The organism is Marivirga tractuosa DSM 4126 (genome assembly GCF_000183425.1).
GTDB classification, from domain to species: Bacteria; Bacteroidota; Bacteroidia; order Cytophagales; family Cyclobacteriaceae; genus Marivirga; species Marivirga tractuosa.
In genome coordinates, this window is the sequence record NC_014759.1 from 1,303,037 (window position 1) to 1,323,482 (window position 20,446).

Consider the following 20,446-nt stretch of genomic DNA (forward strand, 5'->3'; position numbering starts at 1 on the left):
AGGCTAATACCCACTGATTATCAATAACTTAATATTTATTTTATATTATCGTAAAAATAAATTACTTAAAGGAAACTAATCCTAATATCCAGCGTTATCGAATCAGTTTTGAACTACTAACTTGAAAAATAACACACTCCGACTGGATATTTCCAGACAACCCAATGACAGCACTTGTGGCCCCACGAGTTTGCATGCTGTTTACAATTTTTTTAGCGAAGAAATTAGCCTAGAAGAAGTCATAAAATCCATTGAATATTTGGAATCTGGTGGAACACTGGCGGTAATGTTAGGTATTGATGCTTTAAAAAAAGGCTTTCAAGCAGAGATTATAACATTCAATTTGAAAGTATTTGATCCTAGTTGGTTTCAAGATGACAATATTAACTTAATCGAAAAGTTAAAAGCTCAACTGAAGTTTAAAAAGACTCCTAAATTCAAACAAGCCTCATTAGCATATATTCAATTTTTAGAAAAGGGTGGGAAAATTACCTATAAGAACTTAAATAAAAATTTATTGCAGTCTTATTTGATTCAAGACATCCCAATTCTAACTGGATTGAGTGCAACCTATCTCTACAATGAGAAAAGAGAATTTGGCGAAGAGCCTGTACTTTATGATGACATCAAAGGCCAGCCATCTGGTCATTTTGTAGTTTTGAGCGGCATTAATCATGAAAATAGCAGTGTTCAAGTAGCAGATCCTTTACACGGAAATCCTTTTGATTCACAATTATACTCAGTAGATATTGATCACCTTATTTGCGCTATACTTTTAGGAGTAATCACCTATGATGCAAATTTATTAATTATAAATAAATGAAGATAATAATTACCGTCACTAGCCTAAAAGATTGGGATTTTGACATACAAGACGTAGAAGTTGTCACGGGAAAACAGTACCTGACCAATCCTGTTTATTCTAAATTAAAAAATGCCAGGGTTTTTAACCTTTGCAGAGATTACAAATACCAAAACACGGGTTATTATGTATCATTACTGGCTGCTGCCAGAAAGCATAAAGCAATTCCTAGTATTAACACCATTCAGGAAATGAAAACACTTTCTGTTGTAAAAATATTGTCAACAGAGCTAGATTCTTTAATCCAAAAGTCACTTAAAGATATTAAGTCCGAAAAATTTGTTTTAAGCATCTATTTTGGGAAAAACCTTTCCAAAAAATATGATGCTATAAGTGTACAATTATTTAATCTGTTTCAATCTCCTTTTATACGTGCTCATTTTACATTTAGTAATGGCAAATGGGGCGTTCAAAGTATCTCTCCAATTGCTTCGGGTGATATTCCGGAAGATCACCAAGCTTTTGTAGAAGATGCAACAAAGAAATACTTTGAGGCGAAAAAATTCAGTGTACCTGAACGTACAACAGCCGCATATTCGATGGCCATTTTATGGGATCCATTGGAAAAAACTGCTCCGAGTTCAGAAAAAACTTTGCAGAAATTTATTAAAGCTGCCAATCAAAAAGGAATTCAAGCCAATTTAATCACCAAAGATGATTACAGTACGCTTTCTTCTTATGACGCATTATTTATCAGAGAAACCACAGCGGTAAATCATCATACTTTCCGATTTGCCCAACGTGCTAAAGCAGAAGGACTGGTAGTAGTAGACGATCCGGAAAGCATTATCAAATGCAGCAATAAAGTCTATTTGGCTGAGCTTTTGAAAATGCACCAAATTGATGCTCCTGAAACGCTGATTATCCATAAGGAAAACATAAATATTGCTCCCGATATTCTAGGTTTCCCAATCATTTTAAAGCAACCCGACAGTGCTTTTAGTCAAGGGGTTAGCAAAGCCGAAAATATGGAAGAATACAAAAAGAAGGTAGTTGATTTACTGGAGAAATCCGATCTGATAGTTGGACAGCAGTTTTTGCAAACGGATTTCGATTGGCGAGTAGGCGTTTTTAATGGGGAAGCAATTTATGCTTGCAAATATTATATGAGTAAAGAACATTGGCAGATTGTGAACTGGAACAACAATGGAAAGTACGGAAAAGTAGAAACTATGCCAGTTGAAATGGCACCACCTGCATTAATTAAAACCGCAGAAAAACTATCCAAATTAATTGGAGAAAGCCTTTATGGTGTAGATATCAAACAAAAGGGAAATAAGTTTTACGTGATTGAAATCAATGATAATCCAAATATAGATACGGGCGTGGAAGATGCCGTTCTGAAGGATAAATTATATAGTAAAATGATGGATGTGTTTTTAAACCGTATTCAAAAGTCTAAACAAGTGGTACTTAATTAATATGGAAGCAATAAAACCGACCAAAACCTATTCCCTTTTTGAATGTATCGGCATTGAACTGGAATACATGATTGTAAACCGTAAAACTTTGATGCCTGCGCCTATCTCTGATCAATTAATTTTAAGAAAGATAGGTGAAATTACCGATGAGCTAGTAAATGGAAATATCAGCTGGTCCAATGAATTGGTACTGCACGTATTGGAATTGAAAACCACTAATCCGATGCCCGGAGTTGAAGGATTATCTCATGATTTTCACCAAAATATTTTGGAGATCAATAAGATTTTGGAACCATTGGATGCACAGCTAATGCCGACTGCTATGCATCCATTATTTAATCCAATTAAGGATGTAAAATTATGGCCGCATGAGCGGAATGAAATTTACAGCAGATACAATCAAATTTTCGACTGTAAAGGGCACGGCTGGGGAAATTTGCAGAGTATGCATATCAACTTACCTTTTGCCAATGATGAAGAATTCTATTTACTGCATGAAGCCATTAGACACATCATGCCCTTAATTCCTGCTTTAACTGCCTCCTCTCCCATTTTTGACGGACAGAAATCAGAAATATTGGATAACAGATTGGCTTTTTATGAGCAAAACCAAAAGAAGATTCCTTCCATTGCCGGAAAAGTAATTCCAGAATCAGTTGCCAATAAAGCAGAGTACGAAAAAGTAATTTTCAAGAGAATATTTGAAGACATAGCACCTTATGATAAAGACAAAAGCTTGCAGCATGAGTGGTTGAATTCAAGAGGGGCGATTGCCCGCTTTGATAGGAATGCCATTGAAATCAGAATTATTGATTTGCAGGAATGTCCTGCGGCAGATCTTGCCATTGCAGAATTTGTTGTGCAAGCACTGAAATTTATTATTCCACATATTAAAGATCATAATCCTATTGATGAATATGAGCTTTATGGAATTTACAGATTGGCTCTGGAAAAAGGCGGGAAAAGCATGATTTCTAATGAAGAATATCTTCGAATTTTTGATATGGACAAAGAAGGAAAAGTAAGCATAGAAAATGTATGGAAAAATATTTTAAAGCATGTTTATTTAGCAGATGATAAAAAAGCCATCATTGAATACATTCTTGATAATAGGAATTTATCGCAACGTATTTTAGGCAACCTTAAAGGAAAAGAGTGGTCTGATGAGAATATCAAAAAGGAATATGCGGTTTTGGTGGATTGCCTAAAAGAAAACAAGCTTTATGAGCTCAGATAATGACTAAGTATATTTTCAGTTGTGAGCACGGAGGTTATGAAATTCCCGAGCCATATCAATCCTATTTTACAGGACAAACGGCTGTATTGCAAAGCCACCGTGGTTGGGATAAAGGTGCTTTGGAAATTGCGAAATATATTAGCCAAAGGGCAAGTAGCAAATTGATTTCGAATTCAGTTAGCCGATTATTGATTGAATACAACCGCACTTTGGGACATGAGGTTTTATTCTCTGAATTTTCTAAAAATATGCCCCATGATATGCTTAAAAACCTAGTGGAAGAGTATTATTTACCATACAGAAAGCAAATTGAAAGAAAAATAGAACAGCATTTACATCATAACCATCAAGTTATTCATCTCTCCTTCCATAGTTTTACGCCCATTTTAAATGGCGAAACCAGAAAGACAGAAATCGGAATTCTTTTTGATCCAGAAAATAAGCTAGAGCAAGAATATGCTGAAGTCTGGAAAGCTAGTATAGATGAAAAAATGGATAGCTGGCGAGTGAAATTCAATTATCCCTACAAAGGCACCGATGATGGATTAACGACTTATTTCAGAGGAAAATACAAAGAAAATTATGCTGGATTGGAATTGGAAGTCAATACCAAATTAATGGACTTGTATCCGATGCACCAAATAAGTAACTGGGTCTTCCCTCCTATTTCTTACCGCAAGAAAAATAATTACGAAATATGAATTAGGGAATTACGAATTAATTCGGTTTAGCCATCCTTCCGATGAGTAAAGAAATCTTCAGCTTACTCAAAAAGTGAAGTTGTTCGTGAAATTTCTTCCTTTTTATTATGCATGCCTACTACTTTTTCTATAATTTACAGCATGCAATCAGAAAGCCTATTTATTGAAAAGGAAAATTACCAGCTTCACCTCAAACGATTTTACACTACAGAAAATGCTCCATCCGTATTTCTAGTACATGGAAGCATAGAAGACGGAAAAATCTTTTATTCCAAGTCAGGTAAAGGTTTTGCGCCCTTTTTAGCCGAAAATGGCTTTGATGTTTTTGTAGCGGATTTAAGAGGCAGAGGAAAAAGCAAACCTCATCCAAGTCGAGAAAACAACTTTGGAATGGCATCTGCTTTTGAAGAAGACATTCCTGATTTCATAGCCAAAATAAAATCCATTACAGGAAAAGAACCTGACCATTGGGTTTCCCACAGTTGGGGTGGTGTGCATTTAATGGCATATTTAGCGAAAAATGAAGCGCCCAATTTAAAATCAATGGTCTTTTTTGGAAGTAAAAGAGATATAAGAGTAAGAAATTTCAAAAAGTTGTTGATAGTAGATTTATTGTGGTTTGGATTTTGCACATTTCTAGCTAAAACTAAAGGCTATTTACCTGCCAGACAGTATAAAATAGGCAGTTCCGATGAAGCCAAAGACTATTTCTTGGAAGTAAATAAATGGGTCCGCTCCCGAGAATGGAAAGACCTAAGAGACGGCTTTGATTATGCTGATGCCCTTCAAACCAAAGCAGTTCCCCCAATTCTCTCCATAACAGGAGCCAACGATATGCAAATTGGCCACCCAGTAGATTGCAAGCGATTACTCAAGGAAATAGGTGATCAGGACAACTTTACATTTAAAGTTATTGGCAAAAAGCAAGGTTATAAACACGATTATGATCACATCAATTTGTTAACACATAGAGACGCAAAAGCAGATCATTTTCGGGAGGTGTTGGAGTGGTTGAAGAGTATTTGAATTGATAAAATATAAGTTATTTATGCTCCGTACTACTATCAAGACTATAGTCAATAAAGCTACTTCTCTCCAATGCATTCTTTAAAATTAAGAAGTTGTTGCTAAACAAGTCAAATAATTGTTTGTTCTTCAGATTTCCAATTGTGATTAAGAATAGCTTCTTAGCTCCCTTAAAGACATATTTAAGTTTTCATATTTCAAGCTTCTTGCCTCCAATTACCCATTGAGAGCTAGGGATTCAAACTTCTGCCTTCTAACTTTTATTCTTTCTAATTTTTTCCATAATTTGATCCGAACTTCAACCTGGAATGAACCAAAATGGCTATACTGTTTATTGATGTAGAAACCGTTCCCCAAGCGGAGAATTACGCAGATTTATCTGAAAAAGAACAATCCTTATGGCAACATAAAGCCTCTTTTCTAACCAAAAATGAGGAGACAGCTGAAGAAATCTATCCCAAAGCTGGAATTTATGCGGAATTTGGAAAAATTGTGGTGGTCTCTTTAGGTTGGATGTTCGGAAAAGAGAATAACAGAAAACTGAGAGTCACTACACTAGCAAATGAGAATGAAGCACAACTTCTTATTGAACTCATTCAAATCTTGCAAAAGGTAGATGATACCAATTCAGTAATTTGTGGCCATAATATCAAAGAGTTTGATATTCCTTATATTTGCAGGCGTATATTAATTAATGGATTAAAACTTCCTTCCATATTGGACGTTTCAAGCATGAAGCCTTGGCAAACCCCCTATCTGGATACATTGGAAATGTGGAAGTTTGGAGATCGGAAACATTATACAAAACTAGATTTATTGGCCCATATATTTGATTTGCCCACTAGTAAAGACGATATTGACGGAAGTCAAGTATATGAAGTATATTATAAAGAAGGTGATTTAAAAAGAATTGCCGAATATTGTGAAAAAGATGTAGTGCTCACTTGCCAATTGTACCTAAAAATGAATGGTCAACCCGTCTTGCAAGAAAAGCAAATCATTAAAGCTAAGGATGAGTGATTTATTGATTTCTTCATATTCACTTAATCACATCCTTTTCAAAACATATTAATTTTAAACATGAGTAAAAAAAGAAATAAAAAAGGTCCCAAAAAGGCCAAAAGAATAATAAAAAGCATACCCGAACTAAAGCAAGAAGTTCTTCAAATTTTAGATTTGAATCTAGATAAATCATTTACAGTAAGAAATATTGCAAAAGCTGTTGGCAGCAATACAGCGGAAGCAAAACGCCTAATTGATAAAGTACTAGTAGAATTACTGAAAGAGGGAAAAATTGAAAAAGCTTCTAGAGCAACCTATGTTTCGGTTAAAGAACCTGAATTTATCATTGGAAAGGTAGATCATGTCAATCCTAGATTGGCCTATATCATTTCTGAAGACAGGGAAACTGATATTATCGTAAAATCTGAAAAACTTAAAGGAGCTTTTCATAAGGATACTGTCAAAGTAGTTGTTACTAAGAAAAACAAAGATGGTCGGGAAGAAGGCAAAGTAATTGAAGTAATAGAAAGGGCGAAAACTCAATTCGTAGGTCGAATTGATAAATCAGTTCGCTACGCTTTTATGATTCCAGACAGCCGATATATCCACACTGACTTTTTCATCAATAACGATAAGTTAGGGGGAGCTCAACATCAAGACAAAGTCATTGCAGAAATCAAAAGCTGGGGAGACCTTGATAGAAAACCCGAAGCTAAAGTCATTAAAGTATTAGGGCCAGCAGGAGAAAATGAAGCAGAAATTCACTCCATTATGGCGGAATTTGAATTACCTATGGAGTTTCCTGAGGCAGTCATCAAAGAATCTGAAAAGATCAGCGACAAATTACCAGAAAAGGAAATTGCTAAGAGAAGGGACATGCGTGATACCACTACTTTCACCATCGACCCTGAAGATGCAAAAGATTTTGATGACGCCATTTCTTTCAAAAGATTGGACAATGGTCATTATGAAATCGGAATTCATATTGCGGATGTAACCTACTATGTTCAACCAGGAACCTTATTAGAGGAAGAGGCTTTCCATAGAGCAACATCTGTTTATCTGGTGGACAGAACAATTCCGATGTTGCCTGAGAGGCTTTCAAATGGGCTTTGTTCATTGAGACCGAATGAAGACAAATTCACCTTCTCTGCTGTTTTTGAACTGGATGATAACGGTACAATTCATAATGAGTGGTTTGGTAGAACAATTACGCATTCTGATAGGAGATTTGCTTATGAAGAAGCACAGGCAATTCTAGAAGCTAGAATAGGTGACCATGCTGAAGAATTACATTCACTTAATTCAATAGCAAAGAATTTGAAAGCAACTCGCTTTAAGCACGGAGCAATTGCTTTTGAGTCTGTTGAAGTAAAATTCAAATTGGATGAAAATGGAAAGCCATTAGGTGTTGTTCCAAAAGTAAGGCAAGATGCTCATAAATTGGTGGAGGAGTATATGCTTTTAGCCAACAGAAAAGTGGCTGAATTTATTGCGACTAAGAAAAAAGGAGATCAGAAATTGACTTTTGTGTATCGTCAACACGATTACCCCGATCCGGAAAAGCTTAGCACATTCTCTATTTTTGCCAAAAGATTTGGTCACGAATTAGAGATAGAAGAAAAAGCAGTTGCCAAGTCATTAAATTCATTAATGAATGATATCCAGGGTAAGCCAGAGCAGAATGTTTTGGAAAGTCTGGCAATACGTTCCATGGCAAAGGCAAAATATACTACTAAAAATTCATTCCACTTCGGATTGGCATTTCAATACTATACCCACTTTACTTCACCAATCAGAAGATATCCTGATGTGATGGTACACAGATTGTTGCAGCATTATTTAGATCAAGGTAAATCTGTTAATGCTGAGGAATTCGAATCAAAATGTCTGCATTCCTCGGAAATGGAGAAAAGAGCTTCAGATGCGGAAAGAGCCTCCATTAAGTATAAACAAGTTGAATTCATGGCTTCCGTGGAAGATAAAGCTTTTGATGGCTTAGTGACAGGAGTAACTGAATGGGGCATTTTTGTGGAAATCATAGAAACCAAATGCGAAGGCATGGTTCGCCTAGTTGATATGACAGATGATTATTATGAATTTGATGAAAAGAATTACAGAATCATAGGTCGGAATAATAAGCGTATGATTACACTAGGTGATCCGGTTACTGTTAGAGTGAAAGCCACTGATATTGATAAAAGAACGATTGACTTGGAGTTTTGTGAGAAGGAAGAGAATTAATTCAGCTAAAGCTGATTTTAATAACCACAAAAGATTCAACAGGACAGCCAAAGGCTGTAAAGGATTAACCACGGAGTTTCACTGAGATTTTCACAAAGATTACAGAGAAGAATGTAGCTGAAGCTGAGTTTTTAATATCAGATGTGGTGTCTTCCTAAAGAGCTGGTGGAGCTTCCCAGCTCGTACACAGATTCCACCACTGGTTCAACCGTCCGCTTGGAACTATATTCATGTTGTAGCTGAGTTTACACTTAAGCTTATAAACACAAGCTGACGCTTGCCATGGCAGTTGTGCAAATTTCCCAGATCGTACCACTTACCATATTTTTGTCACAGAAATGCCTAGTTGTTTTTTTACAAAGTCTTTTAAAGCATAAATTAAGCAATCTACCTATACAACCCTCTGCTCTTATTTCTACTAAACATTTTACGAAACCGGAAACCACTCAAAGTGCTGAATCCGCCCACTAAAGCTGCAACTATCCCTGATATTACCACCATATAAATTCCATCACTCAAGCCGAATAACTCAGCAATTTTATTGGATAATATACCGCCTGAGTCATTATGAATAATAAATGCTTGGATAAGCCACAGGAAACCAAGTCCAACAAATCCACTAAAGAAAGTGCTTAGGTTTTTACCTGCTATAATTGCTCCAGCAAAAAATGCACAAATTGCCATGGACCACCATGGGAAATAAAGCAAAGAAAAATGTGCTGCTACTACAATTATTATCGTTCTGATGATAAATTTCATTTTGCTTCAGGTGTTAAAGTTTGAGTGAAAATAATATTGTTAAGATCGGATGCATTGGCTTTGTTTTCCAATTCATAATATTCTCCATTGCTCCAAGGCTCAATCAAGTTATCATAGTAATAACTACCTGGGTTCCCGGATTGTCCTCCTGGATATACGCCATATGCCTTGATTGGCTGTTCTAAGGAAACAACCATTCTCCACGATGGACCGTGTCTTCCAGAAGTTGCATTCAAAATATGTCTGTTCCCTCCTATTTGAATATTATCAGTACTAAATGGAGCTAATCTGGCCAAATGTTGGACTGTAGTATTTTTAAAATTACTCCATGTTAATTCTTTCTCATTGGCTGATTTCCAAGTCTCGACTGAATCAACAGCTGATTTAAAGCTCATTTGATATAAATCAGTTGTGCTTTCCTTTTTGTCTGTCTTTTGATTGTCTATATATTTTTCTTCAGGATGCTCTTTTAAAATTTCAACTGTAACAGGCAATTCTGGTCTTCTGACTTTAGTATCCAACCCATAAAACTCATCCCATAAATTTCTGTATAAATCATCCCATAATATTTCGAAATAAGCAGGAGCTACAGCATCTTGATCAGCCATAAAATTCCAATTAGAGAGTGCGTCAAAAGCTATTTTTTCGGTTTCACTCATGTTATTTCGGTTTAAACTATCCAAAATACTAGGCAAGATATCAGACGCTAATAGAGAGAAATTATCATTTTGCAATCTCATCATATCTTCTACTGTGATATTTTGCAAAGTCTCTAATTTACGATTCAATCTTCTATTTCTGTAGTGTTCAAAACCTCTATCGTAATGATAATACGGATAGGTGCTATCCACAGGAATTTGATTGGCTGAACTTAAATAGCCTTGTTCAGGATTTTTCATGTAGGCGTTATGTCCTCTGGGAATAAAACCAGCCCAATCCATGTCTGCTCTTGAACCGTCCATGATAAATTTTCCTTGCTCTTCCCAGCGTAATGGAAATTTTCCATTTATCCATAAAGCTATATCACCATGCACATCTGCAAAAGCAAAGTTTTGTGCTGGGCAATCGTAGTAGGTTAGAGCTTTTTCATAGTCTCCATAATTTTTAGCCCTGTTCAATAAATGGAAAGTCAACTGCTCGTTTGATGGATCATGAGCTGTCCATCTCAGTGCAAAGTCAGTTTTGCTGTTTTCTGATCTGAAACTCTCATCATAAACAATTGGGCCATGGTGAGTATAGTAAATAGTATCAAAGTAATTTTCATCTCCACGAATTTTAAATTCTTGAATTACTTTTTGAGTTTTTAGCCATTTCCCATTATACCTGTATTCCTTTTTCTCATCACTTTTAAAAGTAATATGATACCAGTCTCGTACATCTCTGGTAGCATTAGTGACACCCCATGAAACGCTGTCGTTAAATCCAATAATTACACCTAAAGCACCCGGCAAGGTTGAGCCGTACACATTTACAGTTGGTGAATTTAAATGCATTACATACCAAATAGATGGCAAGTTTAAACCTAAATGCGGATCATTTGCAAGCATTGGTTTGCCTGTTGAGGTTTTGCTGCCATGAACAGTCCAGTTGTTACTTCCATTTTGCGGATCAGGCTGTGGGGCTTTATCATCCGGAAAAACTAATGGGAATTCAATAGAATCAGGTCTCTCAACTGTTTCGGCATCAAAATCCCATTCCCTACTTTTAGGGATCACAGGATCGAAATCTTGATATCTATCAGGAAATAAGAAATCAAATCTTTCTTTCCCTAGCATTTTTAGCAAGTGAGTGTTTTCAGCATCGCTATCACCACCAGCTAAGTCATTTGCCATGTATTTTAGAAGTAGTCCAGATTTCAAATTAGACCATTTTTCGGGTTTGTAGTCCAGTAGTTTATATTCAATAGGAAGGTCTTTATATTCTAAAGAAGCTATATACTGATTTACACCTTCAGTATAAGCATTTAAAATTGGCCCGATGGTTGGATCTTCTGCCATTAACTTAACAGCTTTTTCAGCACCATACAGCAAACCATTCCTTCTCTGATAGCGGTCAAAATCTAATGCGTCTTTCCCTATGATTTCGGAAACCCTACCACCTGATGCATGTGTTTGAAACTCCATCTGCCATAATCGATTTTGTGCAGTTACATAACCTTGCGCCATGTATAAATCATGATCATTATTGGCATATACATGTGGTACCAAAATGGAATCGTAATAAATGCTTACGGTTTCATTAAGTCCTGGGATTGAAGGGCTTTCTTCAAATGCAACGTCTTTATCGTCTGAATTAGCCCAAAAACCACTGTAAGGATCCAGAAACTTACCTAATGGCGGAACTTGTCCCCATTTGTTATTCAGCCCAACAACTAATGCCAAAGAAATAAGAAAGGGAAAAATAAATTTTATAAAATTCATAGGGAATGAAGCGTTAAATCATCGCCTAATGTATAAAAAATTGGATTTATAATATAATGGAATGCTATAAAAATTATGTTGAACCTAATAAAACTTATGTAGAGACATTAAAAAGTCACAGATTTGTTAAATAATTCCTCAAATCAGACAAAATAGTTATTGAGAAAATCTCTAATGTTAATATCCATTGTGTATGGAAGTTCACCTAAAAAATTGACTCTATAGCAGTGTAAAGTGATTATGGAAATTATTATTTCACCTGCTCTTTTTTCTCTATCAACCTCTCTAAATAATGTTCAGGAACGCCATAGTCCTTTTTCAATTCTTTGATTTGAACGTCAATTGCTTGAATATTAGGCGCTTTACTAGCCTTTGACCCCACCAACATTACATTCTTTCTCGTATGTTCATTTGAAATAAATTCGAATACTTTGGTTTTGTACTGGTTCCTCTCCAAAAGAAGTGCCCGTATCGTATCGGTTACCATCTCAAACTGACGCTCTTGGAAAATGCCATATTTCAGGATAGGGTTTTCTTGAGCAATTCCTTTTACACTTTGACGGACTTGCTTATGACAACACGGAGCACAAATAATTAGCGAAGAATTAGACATCAAGCCTTTATAGATAGCATCGTCCGTAGCGGTATCGCAAGCGTGAAGTGCTATGAGGACATCTATTTTTTCTTCACTGTAATTTTCAATTCGCTTTGAAATAAAGGAAAGATTCGTATATCCGCATTTTTTGGCTACCTTATTGCAGTAAGTTACAAGCTCTTCCCTTAGTTCGATACCTGTAACTTGAACATCCAACCCACGCGTATTCCTCAAGAAATCATAAAGTGCAAAGGTTAAATAGCCTTTACCAGACCCCATATCTACAATATTGATTTTCTTCGGAAGCGCAGTAGATTTAAGCAATCCCTCAATGATTTCTAAGTATTTGTTAATCTGCTTATACTTGTCAGCCATTTTAGGAATCACTTTTCCGTTCTTATCTTTTATTCCTAAATGAAGTAAAAACTCGCTGTCAGATGCGCGCTTCACTTTCTGCTTATCGTGATCGACAGGCAGTTTATCGCTGAAGGTGGGAGGATTATTTGTAATCGAGGCTTTTCCTTTTTTATTGATCCGAATAGCAATATCTTTCTCCAGAGTAAATAAGGTGGCAATGCGAAAAGTGTTTTGCAATAGATGCTCTAATTCCTTTATAGCTGCTTCAAATGTATAGTTTTTTACCTTATCATTTGTTTTGAAACGATAAGTAAAAGAGATCATTTTCTCTTTTTTGAGTTCCACTTCACGTAAATAAACATTTTCTAAATCTTCCGACTTTCGGATGGGTTTACTTAAAGTAAGCTTTACAAAGGAATCTTGCTTAATAGATTCTTCGATCTCCTGGAAAAATTGTTGTAATTCATTCATATCAGTTGCAAAGCTACGGAAGCTTACCAAATTAACCGCATTGAAATTAACTAAAGCATCTTGGAACTGCTTTTAGCCAAACTTAGTTCCGGTAACGTTTGACCGTTTTGCCGCACAAATCGGAGTAAACAAAAAAAGCAGACTTTTCAGCCTGCTTTGAATATCCCGTTTAATGGAATTGTCTATTGGTAATAGAAACGTTCGTGAACGATTTTTCCATCTTCCCATTTCTGAACGCCCACTTGTTCCATGTTTACTCTGTTTCCGTCTTGGAAAGTAACGTCCATAGCAGTTTCATGCATTACAATACCCGCTTCTTCGTCTGAAGTGATAGCGGTTACTTCCATTCCATGAAATTCTTTGATCATGCCTAAGAATTCTTCTTCATGCTTTCTGCATTCAGCTTTTCCTTTCCAGGTTCCTCTTGGCTCTGTGATGACTACACTTTCACCATAGTACTTATCAAATGCATCTAATAATTTTCCTTCACCGATTAGGTTGTAAATGTCTTGAGTTTTTTCTCTAAGTGTCATATAATTAATATTTAATGTTATTACAATATATGTATATACATGTAAATTGATAAAAGGTTTAAACATCCTAAGAATATTTTGAAAATATTTTAATACTAAAGCTTGGAGAGTAAGATATCGATCATAAAAAAAGCAGATTAAGTACTAAAATACCTTGCTGATTATCTGAAGAAAAGAAGAAAGTGCCTACTTTAATAGACTAAAACCCTTTTTTAAATCAAATAGAAAAGGAAGCGCAATAAAAAATTAATGCCTAGGTGTAAGATTATCTAATACCAGCCACTAATAAAGAAAAAGATAAAATTATGAAAAGGATCAAATTATTATTTCTAGTGTTGGTGATACCATTTCTAGCATCTGCACAGCAAATTAGTGGAGACTGGTATGGTCTCTTAAAAGTACAGGGTATGGAGCTTCCACTTATTTTTCATATTACAGAATCTGAAGGAAAGTATTCTGCCACCATGGACAGTCCAGCACAAAAAGCCTTTGATATGCCGGTTAGTTCAGTAACATTTATTGAGGGTCAGTTAGATTTGCAGATGGCCAATATTGGAGCACAGTACAAAGGATCGCTTTCAGATAGCAAGATCAAAGGAAACTTTTATCAGGCTAATCAGTCTTTCCAGCTTGACCTCTATACTGAACCTATAGCCAAAAAGGAGATTGTTAGACCTCAAGAGCCGACTAAACCCTATCCTTATGATACAGAGGAAGTAAGCTTTACAAGCGAAGAAGGAAAAGTGACGCTTGGAGGGACACTCAGCTTACCAAAAAATACAGAGAATTTCCCTACAGCCATCCTAATTTCTGGTTCAGGACCACAAAACAGGGATGAGGAATTTATGACGCATAAGCCCTTCCTGGTGTTGGCAGATCATTTGACACGAAATGGCATTGCAGTTTTACGTTATGATGACCGTGGCTTTGGAGCCTCTACTGGCGATCACAATGCGGCTACCAGTTCCGATTTTGCCACAGATGTTAAAGCTGCTATCAAGTACTTAAAGAGTCGAAAAGACATAGATCCGAAGAAGATCGGTTTGATTGGTCATAGTGAAGGAGGCCTAATAGCGCCCATTGTGGCCGCTGAGGTACCTACGAGTTTCATGGTATTACTAGCAGGACCTGGAGTTCCTGGGGAGCAAATCTCAATACAGCAAATCGAGCTATTAGGGAAGTTGCAAGATGCAAACCAACAAGATATCAAAAATGAAATAGCCGTTATGAAAGGTATATTTGAGCTAATTAAAAATAATGAGGAGGATATCGAAGTTTTAAGAAATAAGCTTGAAGTTTACATTAGCCATCAGATGGAGAAAAATAAGGTGGTTATAGAAGGAATGAGCACCGAAGAATATATAGAAAAGCAGATAGCTCAACTGACCAGACCTTGGTTGCGGTATTTTATAAGCTATGACCCAAGACCGACCTTGGCAAGAGTGACATGCCCAGTGCTTGCACTTAATGGAGAAAAGGATGTGCAGGTAGGTTCGGCAAATCTCATGGCAATAAAAAAAGCATTGCACGATGGTGGGAACAGACAAGTGACCACTCAAGAATTTGACAGCATGAATCACCTTTTCCAGCTCTGTGAAACAGGAGCAATGAAGGAATATGCTCAAATTGAGACCACCATGGAACCTATAGTGCTGGAGACGGTCTCAACTTGGATAAATAAGCAGAACTAATGAGCAGCGATTTTTATCATTCTTCCATTGTGCCTTATGCAGCCATCATCGTCAAGATCTGCAGAGCATATACCAATTCTCAGGAAGATTTTGAGGACTACTATCAGGAAGTTTGTCTACAAATCTGGAGAAGTAGAGAAGGCTTTAAGGAGCAATGTGCCTGGACGACATGGATTTATAGAATCTCTCTGAACGTATGCTTGACGCTGTTGAAGAAGAAGAAAAATAATGAGCCTATTCATTTTACCTCCGATGTATTGCCAGATTCAGTTTCTGTTACGAATAATGCTTTCGAGAATGAGACACTAAATCAATTATATACCGCCATCAAGCATTTATCGGAAGTAGATAGAGCAGTGATTCTTCTCTATTTAGAGGAAAAGCCGCAACAGGAGATTGCAGAAATTTTAGGTACTAATCCAAATAATATTGGAGTACGAGTAAAAAGAATTAAAGAACGACTTAAAAAAATTATAGATGAAAAATTCAATTGAAAATATGTGGAAAGAAGGCTTCCTGGAAGAAGGAGCTTTAGATTTACCGAAGATTAACAGATTATACGAGCAAAAGTCTCAACACATTGTGGATAAAATAAAGAGTAGGTTTAGGTTCAACCTGAAGTTGATTATTGTAATGGCAATTGCTATCCCGATCATTTACTTCTTTATGAACGCACTATGGGAAGGTGCAGCCATAGCAGTTCTACTCTTGGCAACAGCTTGGTTTAGTCAAAGACAGATTGATCGAATAAAAGCAGTAGAAACCGGACAAAATAGTTACGATTATTTAAAATCATTTAAGAGCTGGTTGGATACCGTTTTACTAAAAAATGGAAGCGTGATCCGCTTTACGTACCCAATTTATTTCCTGATCGTCATGAGTATGCTTTTTTCTAGCTGGTCAAGTCAGGAAGAGCTAGTCAATGAAGTAGTACAGAAATTTCCAGATATCACTTTTATAGGAGATGTTCCGCTCATGGCCTGGATCATTACTGCTGTTATAACAGTATTGATGCTCATATTTTCTAAGCAGATATATTTATTTGATGTAAGACTTATGTATGGGCGCATATTTGATAAGCTGGATGCTACTATAAAAGAAATGGAGACTTTGAGAGCATAGTTAAAATATAGAAATAACAACTATTTTGGTTCAATAGCGATGAGGTGGCTCATCGCTATTTTTTATATTTCAGTAATTGCTTTTAGCTTTTGCTAAGAGTTAAAAAAATGCAGAGAGTCCCAGCAGCTCAGTTCAACAGTATTTTACACATCATTCTTACTGCTCTTAAATCACATTTACAGAAATGGGGATTTTACCTTTTTTTATTTACTGTTAGAGAACGATGAATAAAACGCTATAATGTTACCTTTCAGAAGTAGTTCTTCACAAAAATTGTAGCCAAAGGATTTATTTTTACTACTAGTTTGTTAACTTCAAAATATGAAACAAGTAGCTCTTAAAAAATACCTTATACAAATAGCGGAAAAATTGACTCCAGAGTCAACACTTGAAGATGTCTATGAACAGCTTTCTCTACTTTCAGATATCGATGAATCTGAACAGCAAGAGAAAAATGGCGAAACCCTAAGCCAAAAAGATGTTCAAACCATGTCTAGGGAATGGTTAATGTAATCTGAACAAAAAAAGCAGTCGGACAATTAGAAAGAGCGATTAAGTACATTCGAGAAGAACAAGGACTTACATTTGCTGAAACAGTCCTCAATAAGATTTTACAGACAACGGAATTATTAGAGAACTCACCGAATATTGGGACTATTGAACCACTTTTAGCACATAAAAAATCAGAGTACAGGTTCCTTGTTGTTTGGAGCTATAAAATAATCTACAGGACAACTAAAGATAAAGCTGTCATCTCAAGAGTTTTTCATACCTCAAGAAACCCAAATAAATTAAAGGGAATATAAATCCGAAAAGGTAAGATATGCTAAAAATGCATTTTCTTACCGCTTCTTCTTGCAAACTGAGCAATTAATTCGCCACAAAGCCAAATTTTTGCTGATATTCAAGGTAAGAATAATCTACATGCTTCCATCAATTCGATTCTTAATAATTGTAGTTGCAATTTGGCTTTGCTATTTTAGTACTTTGTTAGCAAAGTTTGATAAATGCATTTTAGCATGGCGTTAGCCGTAATTAACAAATCAAAATGAGTAAAGAGCAAATATGGATAGAAGCAGGATACCAGACTTTTGCGTTTGAGGGTCCGCAAGCATTAAGAATTGAGAAACTTGCCAAATCAGTGGGTATATATAAATCTTCTTTCTATCATTTCTTTTCTGACTTGGAGGTGTTTACTGAACGCCTACTGGACTTTCATTTAATACAAGCTAAAGCCATGAGTGATAAAGAATCAAATGCTCAGAATGAAGCCGAATTAACACAAACACTTTTGGATCATAAACTTGATTTGCTTTTCAATCGACAATTAAGGATTCATAGAGATAATGCGGATTTTCAGACCTGCTTCCTCAAAACCAATGAGATTTCCTTAAAAGGATTTATGCCGATCTGGAAAAAAGTTATTGATTTACAGGAGAGTAGCCATTTGGCTAATATGGTACTGATGCTCAGTATCGAAAACTTTTTTCTTCAAATCACAGATGAAACATTAAATTCAAGTTGGATTTCGGCATATTTTAGCAAAATAAGAGAAATGGTCCAGCTATTCAAAACAACAAATTCTATTCCTTCAATAGACGGGAGCGTCTAAATAATCAGACTACAAGTACTTAAATTTGACCCAATCAAATAGGTCAGATATGAAAATTTCATTTTTCAGAACGCAGAAATTCCATAAGCAATATTTAAAAATAACCGCATTTGTTGTAGGATCATTTGGCCCCATATTCTTTTTAGGTACTATGCAAAGCAGTTCAGAAGCTGCCCGTTGGACCTTGGACCTATTAAGTTGGCCCATAGATGGGGCGCAAGTTTATACCGAACCTACAACTATGTTTTTATCCGCACTAACAGGCGGTTTTCTATTTGGATGGGGAGTGATGATATGGTGTCTATCCCTTTGGGTTTATGACAAAGCCCCTGAATTTGTAAGACGCTGTGTTCTTATTGGATTACTCTCTTGGTTTGTTTTGGATAGTGCGGGGTCAATCGCTTCAGGGAATCATTCAAATGCTTTTTTCAATATCATAGTGCTTCTATTGGCAATTGGACCAATGTGGGCTTCAGCTAAAGAAAATTAATAACTCAAAATTAAAGTTATCATGGAACAAAAAAATAAACACTACTTTTTAAAAGGTCTCTTAATAATCCAGACACTTGGTTTATTAATTTATTCAGTTATTACAATTCAAAATGATGGAGCCAATTTCTTGGCAAGAGCACAAGAATTTGCTACTTCAATGACTTGGATGGGGCAATTCGCTTTAGACTTTCAATGTTATTTAATATTATCGGCATTATGGATTGCTTGGAGAGACAAGTTCTCACTTAATTCAATTATAATTGCGATAGTAGCAATGATTCTAGGGATTATTGTTTTCGCACCATATTTACTTTATCTATTATCTAAAGAAAAAGGAGATTTGAAAAGAATCTTAATTGGAAATAGATAAAAAATATTGCAGTAACAAATAGAAAAGATAGCGGTATAAGGGCTAAATTATAATATAAAGAATAAAATTAAGATCGGCTATAATCCGAAAAGTTAATGTCTAAAAATCCGCTACTTTTCACATACCACTACGTTAATATTCTAAATGATTTTGGAATACGTATTTCAATTAAAAATAGACTCCCATGAAAAAAGTAAACCTTCAACAGAAATTCTCTTTATTTTCTGAACATTGGTCACCAAAGATTGTGGGCGAACTAAATGGCCAGCATGTAAAACTTGCCAAGCTGAAAGGAGAGTTTGTTTGGCACAAGCACGATGAGGAGGACGAACTCTTTTTTGTGGTGAAAGGCAGCTTTAAAATGGAATATCGAGATCGGACAGTTGAAGTGAATGAAAACGAATTCTTGATTGTACCCAGAGGTGTTGAACACAAACCGGTTGCTGAAGACGAAGTTTGGGTGATGCTTTTTGAACCAACTTCTACTTTAAATACAGGAGATGCAAAAAGCGAATTAACCAAAAATAATTTGGATAGCATCTAACATCAACTTTTTAACAGCAGATATCTTTGCTCCGTTCTAAGCAAAAGAATAATCGAGCTCATTTAAACAAACTTCTCCCGAAACTGCAAATTAAACATTCCATATAGCAGACAAAGCGCACTGGCTACAATCAAGTACAATCGGTTTTTGAAAATAATGCTATGCCAGATGAACTCGCTCATTTCCCGCGGTTCTGAGAATGGATTGAGGAATACATTATATACGTTGTATTCGAGTGGTTTAGCAAATACGAAAAATATAAAGGATACAATGACAATCACAATGGCGGTTCCGTTTCCATTTTTAATCAAAGTAGAAAGCATAAATGCTAATGAGGACAGGAAGATTATTGGAAATAGCACTTGTCCGACCATTGGCAATAAATTAAATCGATAAAGCGTAAAATTAGCAATGCTGCCTAGGACCAGCAGGATTACAAATGCAACGCCTACTGCCAGAATAAAACGGACTAGCCATACCTTGTAGCGGTAATTTGGAATACCAAAAATGGTCTCCAGCATCTTGGAATCATCGTCATTCTGGATGCCATATGCCATCGGATAAAAGATTAATAGCAAGCCAGGAAATACCAAAAAGCCGTAGATAACCGCTTCATTAAAATCAGGATCATCAAAAATGGCAATGGTGATGATAAATGCAAAGAACAAAAAGGACGCCACCACAAAGTAGACGAACTTATTTGCGAATATCACCTTCACATTGTAGGTGATTAGTTTATATAGTAGCAGTAAGTAGCTTTTCATTTTGTTTATTAATTATATCTTCTTTTTAGCTTTATAGCCTTTTGATTCACTCAAGTAACACCCCCCCAGCCCCCCTCGAGGGGGGAGCTTCACGGATTTACCGTAGTAGTAAACCATCCATTTTATTACCTTTTTTTATTTTCTGAATGAGATATCATTTACCTTCTCATTGTCAATTTTCTAAAATAATCACATCAAGGCGACTCCCCCCTTGAGGGGGGCG

At 36.0% G+C, this 20,446-nt stretch carries 20 protein-coding genes and 1 pseudogene; 16 read left to right on the forward strand and 5 right to left on the reverse strand.

Annotated elements, in window-relative coordinates; translation table 11 throughout:
• Window positions 1–121: 121 nt before the first annotated feature.
• The 7 genes from FTRAC_RS05265 (at window position 122) to rnr (ending at window position 8,493) form a co-directional block, all read left to right on the forward strand.
• A complete protein-coding gene (locus tag FTRAC_RS05265) occupies window positions 122–823 on the forward strand; it encodes a C39 family peptidase (protein WP_013453195.1) in 702 nt (233 codons plus the stop codon).
• Complete coding sequence (locus FTRAC_RS05270) at window positions 820–2,283, forward strand: RimK family protein (protein WP_013453196.1); 1,464 nt, start codon at window positions 820–822, stop codon at window positions 2,281–2,283. The genes FTRAC_RS05265 and FTRAC_RS05270 overlap by 4 nt, the downstream gene beginning before the upstream one ends.
• Window position 2,284: 1 nt before the next feature.
• Window positions 2,285–3,520: a carboxylate-amine ligase gene (locus FTRAC_RS05275; RefSeq protein ID WP_013453197.1), complete on the forward strand. Its 1,236-nt coding sequence runs from the start codon at window positions 2,285–2,287 to the stop codon at window positions 3,518–3,520.
• On the forward strand, window positions 3,520–4,221 hold the full coding sequence (locus tag FTRAC_RS05280) for an N-formylglutamate amidohydrolase (protein WP_013453198.1): 702 nt from the start codon (window positions 3,520–3,522) through the stop codon (window positions 4,219–4,221). The genes FTRAC_RS05275 and FTRAC_RS05280 overlap by 1 nt, the downstream gene beginning before the upstream one ends.
• A gap of 141 nt (window positions 4,222–4,362) precedes the next feature.
• Entirely contained in the window at window positions 4,363–5,247 is an 885-nt protein-coding gene (locus FTRAC_RS05285) for an alpha/beta hydrolase family protein (protein WP_013453199.1), read from the forward strand.
• Between the two features lie 318 nt (window positions 5,248–5,565).
• On the forward strand, window positions 5,566–6,267 hold the full coding sequence (locus FTRAC_RS05290; protein ID WP_013453200.1) for a 3'-5' exonuclease: 702 nt from the start codon (window positions 5,566–5,568) through the stop codon (window positions 6,265–6,267).
• Window positions 6,268–6,327: 60 nt separating this feature from the next.
• Window positions 6,328–8,493, forward strand: coding sequence for a ribonuclease R (rnr, locus tag FTRAC_RS05295; protein WP_013453201.1), 2,166 nt, complete (start codon window positions 6,328–6,330; stop codon window positions 8,491–8,493).
• Between the two features lie 387 nt (window positions 8,494–8,880).
• Here rnr and FTRAC_RS05300 read toward each other — a convergent pair whose 3' ends face one another.
• From FTRAC_RS05300 to FTRAC_RS05315, 4 genes are all read right to left on the reverse strand, one after another.
• Entirely contained in the window at window positions 8,881–9,252 is a 372-nt protein-coding gene (locus FTRAC_RS05300; RefSeq protein ID WP_013453202.1) for a hypothetical protein, read from the reverse strand.
• Complete coding sequence (locus FTRAC_RS05305) at window positions 9,249–11,672, reverse strand: penicillin acylase family protein (protein ID WP_013453203.1); 2,424 nt, start codon at window positions 11,670–11,672, stop codon at window positions 9,249–9,251. Before FTRAC_RS05305 ends, FTRAC_RS05300 begins: the two co-directional genes overlap by 4 nt.
• A gap of 250 nt (window positions 11,673–11,922) precedes the next feature.
• The gene (locus FTRAC_RS05310) at window positions 11,923–13,095 is read right to left on the reverse strand and encodes a class I SAM-dependent methyltransferase (RefSeq protein WP_013453204.1); all 1,173 of its coding nucleotides are present in this window, start codon (window positions 13,093–13,095) and stop codon (window positions 11,923–11,925) included.
• A 182-nt stretch (window positions 13,096–13,277) separates the two neighbouring features.
• On the reverse strand, window positions 13,278–13,628 hold the full coding sequence (locus FTRAC_RS05315; protein WP_041650393.1) for a nuclear transport factor 2 family protein: 351 nt from the start codon (window positions 13,626–13,628) through the stop codon (window positions 13,278–13,280).
• 305 nt (window positions 13,629–13,933) lie between these two features.
• On the opposite strand from FTRAC_RS05315, the gene FTRAC_RS05320 reads away from it, so the two are divergent.
• From FTRAC_RS05320 to FTRAC_RS05355, 9 genes and pseudogenes are all read left to right on the forward strand, one after another.
• Window positions 13,934–15,319 (forward strand): alpha/beta hydrolase family protein, encoded by a 1,386-nt coding sequence (locus FTRAC_RS05320; protein WP_013453206.1) that lies wholly within the window; start codon window positions 13,934–13,936, stop codon window positions 15,317–15,319.
• A complete protein-coding gene (locus FTRAC_RS05325; protein WP_013453207.1) occupies window positions 15,319–15,813 on the forward strand; it encodes an RNA polymerase sigma factor in 495 nt (164 codons plus the stop codon). Before FTRAC_RS05320 ends, FTRAC_RS05325 begins: the two co-directional genes overlap by 1 nt.
• Window positions 15,797–16,441, forward strand: coding sequence for a hypothetical protein (locus FTRAC_RS05330; RefSeq protein WP_013453208.1), 645 nt, complete (start codon window positions 15,797–15,799; stop codon window positions 16,439–16,441). The genes FTRAC_RS05325 and FTRAC_RS05330 overlap by 17 nt, the downstream gene beginning before the upstream one ends.
• A 321-nt stretch (window positions 16,442–16,762) precedes the next feature.
• Complete coding sequence (locus FTRAC_RS05335; RefSeq protein WP_013453209.1) at window positions 16,763–16,954, forward strand: hypothetical protein; 192 nt, start codon at window positions 16,763–16,765, stop codon at window positions 16,952–16,954.
• 17 nt (window positions 16,955–16,971) lie between these two features.
• Window positions 16,972–17,247: pseudogene (locus FTRAC_RS20190) on the forward strand (type II toxin-antitoxin system RelE/ParE family toxin); the annotation flags it as partial.
• A 242-nt stretch (window positions 17,248–17,489) separates the two neighbouring features.
• Entirely contained in the window at window positions 17,490–18,053 is a 564-nt protein-coding gene (locus tag FTRAC_RS05340) for a TetR/AcrR family transcriptional regulator (RefSeq protein WP_013453210.1), read from the forward strand.
• Window positions 18,054–18,102: 49 nt separating this feature from the next.
• Window positions 18,103–18,543 (forward strand): hypothetical protein, encoded by a 441-nt coding sequence (locus FTRAC_RS05345; protein WP_013453211.1) that lies wholly within the window; start codon window positions 18,103–18,105, stop codon window positions 18,541–18,543.
• Window positions 18,544–18,564: 21 nt separating this feature from the next.
• Window positions 18,565–18,915 carry a hypothetical protein gene (locus tag FTRAC_RS05350; RefSeq protein WP_013453212.1) on the forward strand — a complete coding sequence of 117 codons (351 nt, stop codon included), beginning with the start codon at window positions 18,565–18,567 and terminating at the stop codon, window positions 18,913–18,915.
• Between the two features lie 184 nt (window positions 18,916–19,099).
• Window positions 19,100–19,459: a cupin domain-containing protein gene (locus FTRAC_RS05355; protein ID WP_013453213.1), complete on the forward strand. Its 360-nt coding sequence runs from the start codon at window positions 19,100–19,102 to the stop codon at window positions 19,457–19,459.
• Window positions 19,460–19,521: 62 nt separating this feature from the next.
• Here the strand turns inward: FTRAC_RS05355 and FTRAC_RS05360 are convergent, their stop codons facing one another.
• The gene (locus FTRAC_RS05360; RefSeq protein WP_013453214.1) at window positions 19,522–20,223 is read right to left on the reverse strand and encodes a cation-translocating P-type ATPase; all 702 of its coding nucleotides are present in this window, start codon (window positions 20,221–20,223) and stop codon (window positions 19,522–19,524) included.
• Window positions 20,224–20,446: the final 223 nt, after the last annotated feature.

Excerpts from the sequence above, each read along its gene's own strand:
- FTRAC_RS05350 (WP_013453212.1), top strand. The coding sequence starts at position 18,565 with ATGGAACAAAAAAATAAACACTACTTTTTAAAAGGTCTCTTAATAATC.
- FTRAC_RS05275 (WP_013453197.1), top strand. The coding sequence starts at position 2,285 with ATGGAAGCAATAAAACCGACCAAAACCTATTCCCTTTTTGAATGTATC.
- FTRAC_RS05340 (WP_013453210.1), top strand. The coding sequence starts at position 17,490 with ATGAGTAAAGAGCAAATATGGATAGAAGCAGGATACCAGACTTTTGCG.
- FTRAC_RS05355 (WP_013453213.1), top strand. The coding sequence starts at position 19,100 with ATGAAAAAAGTAAACCTTCAACAGAAATTCTCTTTATTTTCTGAACAT.
- FTRAC_RS05315 (WP_041650393.1), bottom strand. The coding sequence starts at position 13,628 with ATGACACTTAGAGAAAAAACTCAAGACATTTACAACCTAATCGGTGAA.
- FTRAC_RS05310 (WP_013453204.1), bottom strand. The coding sequence starts at position 13,095 with ATGAATGAATTACAACAATTTTTCCAGGAGATCGAAGAATCTATTAAG.
- FTRAC_RS05285 (WP_013453199.1), top strand. The coding sequence starts at position 4,363 with ATGCAATCAGAAAGCCTATTTATTGAAAAGGAAAATTACCAGCTTCAC.
- FTRAC_RS05280 (WP_013453198.1), top strand. The coding sequence starts at position 3,520 with ATGACTAAGTATATTTTCAGTTGTGAGCACGGAGGTTATGAAATTCCC.
- FTRAC_RS05270 (WP_013453196.1), top strand. The coding sequence starts at position 820 with ATGAAGATAATAATTACCGTCACTAGCCTAAAAGATTGGGATTTTGAC.
- FTRAC_RS05325 (WP_013453207.1), top strand. The coding sequence starts at position 15,319 with ATGAGCAGCGATTTTTATCATTCTTCCATTGTGCCTTATGCAGCCATC.
- FTRAC_RS05300 (WP_013453202.1), bottom strand. The coding sequence starts at position 9,252 with ATGAAATTTATCATCAGAACGATAATAATTGTAGTAGCAGCACATTTT.
- FTRAC_RS05345 (WP_013453211.1), top strand. The coding sequence starts at position 18,103 with ATGAAAATTTCATTTTTCAGAACGCAGAAATTCCATAAGCAATATTTA.
- FTRAC_RS05330 (WP_013453208.1), top strand. The coding sequence starts at position 15,797 with ATGAAAAATTCAATTGAAAATATGTGGAAAGAAGGCTTCCTGGAAGAA.
- FTRAC_RS05360 (WP_013453214.1), bottom strand. The coding sequence starts at position 20,223 with ATGAAAAGCTACTTACTGCTACTATATAAACTAATCACCTACAATGTG.
- FTRAC_RS05320 (WP_013453206.1), top strand. The coding sequence starts at position 13,934 with ATGAAAAGGATCAAATTATTATTTCTAGTGTTGGTGATACCATTTCTA.
- rnr (WP_013453201.1), top strand. The coding sequence starts at position 6,328 with ATGAGTAAAAAAAGAAATAAAAAAGGTCCCAAAAAGGCCAAAAGAATA.
- FTRAC_RS05305 (WP_013453203.1), bottom strand. The coding sequence starts at position 11,672 with ATGAATTTTATAAAATTTATTTTTCCCTTTCTTATTTCTTTGGCATTA.
- FTRAC_RS05290 (WP_013453200.1), top strand. The coding sequence starts at position 5,566 with ATGGCTATACTGTTTATTGATGTAGAAACCGTTCCCCAAGCGGAGAAT.
- FTRAC_RS05335 (WP_013453209.1), top strand. The coding sequence starts at position 16,763 with ATGAAACAAGTAGCTCTTAAAAAATACCTTATACAAATAGCGGAAAAA.